Below are 450 nucleotides of genomic sequence, written 5' to 3'. Positions count from 1 at the left end.
GCAATCAATAAATTTTACCGGAATTATATTATCCATAGTATATTCCTATTTGTTTATGTAAGTATTCCATCTCTCATGTTTATTATTCTGTTGCCATATGCAGAAGCTTCATCTGAATGTGTAACCATAATAATAGTTGTACCTTTTTGGTTTATATATTTTAATTGCTGTAATACAGAACGGGCATTTTTACTGTCTAAATTGCCAGTAGGCTCATCAGCCAAGAGCAATGCAGGGTTAGATACCATCGCTCTGGCGATGGCGACTCGTTGTTGTTGACCGCCTGAGAGTTGCATTGGTTTATGATTTTTCCGGTTATCAATATCGAACAGGTTTAAAATTTGGTTAACTTGTTCGGTACGTTCCTTTTTACCAATGCCCCGATATTTAAGTGGTAAGGCAACGTTATCAAAAATAGATAAGTGTGAAATGAGATTGAATGATTGAAAT

General features: G+C 35.1%; 1 protein-coding gene. It reads right to left on the bottom strand.

Annotation, left to right across the window (positions count from 1 at the left end; genetic code table 11):
* Positions 1-53 precede the first annotated feature (53 nt).
* On the bottom strand, positions 54-450 hold a 397-nt coding region (locus V1952_RS22510; RefSeq protein WP_420075631.1), incomplete at its 5' end, for an ATP-binding cassette domain-containing protein.

This window comes from Yersinia sp. 2542 StPb PI, from assembly GCF_048593855.1.
GTDB classification, from domain to species: Bacteria; Pseudomonadota; Gammaproteobacteria; order Enterobacterales; family Enterobacteriaceae; genus Yersinia; species Yersinia enterocolitica_E.
The sequence above is the reverse complement of the archived record's forward strand: the minus strand, read 5'-3'. Positions and strand labels throughout refer to the sequence as shown.